This window comes from Paramuribaculum intestinale (assembly GCF_003024925.1).
Classification (GTDB): Bacteria; Bacteroidota; Bacteroidia; order Bacteroidales; family Muribaculaceae; genus Paramuribaculum; species Paramuribaculum intestinale.
Genome location: NZ_PUED01000305.1, coordinates 1 through 1,918, shown reverse-complemented (window position 1 = coordinate 1,918; position 1,918 = coordinate 1). Strand labels below are relative to the sequence as shown.

Genomic DNA, 1,918 nt, shown 5'->3' with positions numbered 1-1,918 from the left:
CAATTATTAAAATACACAACGCCGCGAAGAAGGGCAGCTAACACAAGAACCGAGCCGGAAGCCGTGGGGCAGCTTCCGGCTTGTCTATTTCCGGGCATAACAAAAGAAAAGTACCCGAAAAAGTCCGTTTTTGGGTACTTTTTCGGGTACTTATTTGCTAATTCGCTGATTTTCAGCGTTACGAGCGGAGAGAGAGGGATTCGAACCCCCGGAGGTGTGACCCTCAACGGTTTTCAAGACCGCCGCAATCGACCACTCTGCCATCTCTCCAGGTGCAATACTGTGGGTTTGCGTGTGCAAAGTTAGCCAATATTTTTGTTTTTTGCAACGCTATGATCAATTATCATCAATGATTGAGTCGGTTTTTTGAGGTTTTACGGGTTGTGTGGCACGCCTCTCCCGCGATAGGCAGAGGGGCTACGTGGGATCGAGCGTCAGAGAAGCGTGCGGCGGCAAAAGCCATGCCTCAGCAGAATGCTCCGGGATGCGGCCGGAGGAGATGTGGGGGTGGCATGAAGTGATGTGCGGAGCTATCTGTCGCGCCTCCGGTTCCATATAACTTCGGGGCATCCTTCAGCCACGTTGCACCGACGGGCAACGGCAAAGAGCAGATCGCTCAGACGGTTGAGGTATATTATGCAGGCGGGATCGACCGGTTCGAGCCGCGAGAGGGCTATGACGCGGCGCTCTGCGCGACGGCATACTGTACGCGCTACATGAGCCTGCGAGGCTGCGACACTGCCTCCGGGGAGTACGAAGCAACGGAAGGGCGGGAGCGCGGCGTCGACTTCATCGATCAATGCTTCGAGGTCGGCGATTTCGGCGGCATCAACTCCCGGTGCGGGCGGAGTGTCGGCCGATGGCGGAGTGGCGAGCGATGACCCTATATCGAATAGCCGGCTCTGGATCATGGGGAAGCGGGGGGCAAGCATCTGATCCGCGGTCATGTGTGCGGCAAGAAGCCCGATGTGTGAGTTGAGCTCGTCGATCGTTCCGTAAGCCTCGATTCTTGGAGCCGACTTGTCGATTCGCTGGCCGCCGATGAGCGATGTGGTGCCCTGGTCGCCGGTGGCTGTATATAACTGACTTTTTTTCATGCGCTTTTCGTGTTTAAGTTTTGGCAAAGTTAGCGATTTGCATCTAATGATACAACCGTCGGCCGGAGGCGATAGTTTAACAGCATCGTGCGGCCGATGCTATGGAGTGGCATCGGCAAAGGTGCGGAGAAAGGATGCTTGGCCGTGATATGGGCGGTCGAGGCAGTCAACGGGGACAAGGGGATGAAGTGTCGGCAGAGTCATGGAAGCTCTGGCGGGGGGGGGGAGGAAGCTTAGCAATGGCGCCGGTATCCAGTTTTTCAGGCGTTATTGAGGATAAAATCGGAGTGACGTTTCGGCGATGCGGGAAATGGAGCCGGCGGTGTGTCCGCACGGCGTGGCTGTCAGCCCGAAAGGCGATCGGTATATACATCGAAGAAGTTGCGTTTCAGCACATTGCTGATACGCAGCAGAAGCTCTGTATCGATGCTTGCGCGATGGAATATCTTGTAGACATTCGTGCGGTTGCAGCTCAGCTTGTTGGCGAACCAGACGACCGATCGGTCCTGGCTGCGGAGCTCCTCCTCAATAAGCTTGCCGATAAAAATTTGGCTCATAAGAAAAAGAAAATGGTGTGGAGAATAAAAAAATGGGCGGAACCGGATGTTCTTATTGTCTGCCTTAGGCACCGCCAAGCGCCTTGTCCTCCTACAATAAGGCCACCGGTTCCGACCCAATGACGGCCGGATAGAGTAGCTTTATTCCAGAGGACATGTGTTGTATGGCGGTTTCCAGACTCAGGGAATAAGAGCGGTCTGCTCATATAATCTTATTAACAAACGATCCGTTTTGAGGGAATCTCTATTCCGACGGACTATCTA

Annotated in this window: 2 protein-coding genes and 1 tRNA gene; all 3 read right to left on the bottom strand. The window is 54.3% G+C overall.

Translation table 11 applies throughout. The features are described from left to right. Nucleotides 1-185: 185 nt before the first annotated feature. Nucleotides 186-270 (bottom strand) — tRNA-Ser (locus C5O24_RS13015). Between the two features lie 260 nt (nucleotides 271-530). Further along, nucleotides 531-1,097, bottom strand: a complete 567-nt coding sequence (locus C5O24_RS13010; RefSeq protein ID WP_107035316.1) for a cob(I)yrinic acid a,c-diamide adenosyltransferase — start codon at nucleotides 1,095-1,097, stop codon at nucleotides 531-533. Nucleotides 1,098-1,441: 344 nt separating this feature from the next. Beyond that, nucleotides 1,442-1,654 (bottom strand): XRE family transcriptional regulator, encoded by a 213-nt coding sequence (locus C5O24_RS13005; RefSeq protein WP_205961128.1) that lies wholly within the window; start codon nucleotides 1,652-1,654, stop codon nucleotides 1,442-1,444. Between the last annotated feature and the right edge of the window lie 264 nt (nucleotides 1,655-1,918).

Bases quoted from the DNA above. Each gene is read 5' to 3' on its own strand.
- C5O24_RS13010 (WP_107035316.1), bottom strand. From the start codon at position 1,097: ATGAAAAAAAGTCAGTTATATACAGCCACCGGCGACCAGGGCACCACA.
- C5O24_RS13005 (WP_205961128.1), bottom strand. From the start codon at position 1,654: ATGAGCCAAATTTTTATCGGCAAGCTTATTGAGGAGGAGCTCCGCAGC.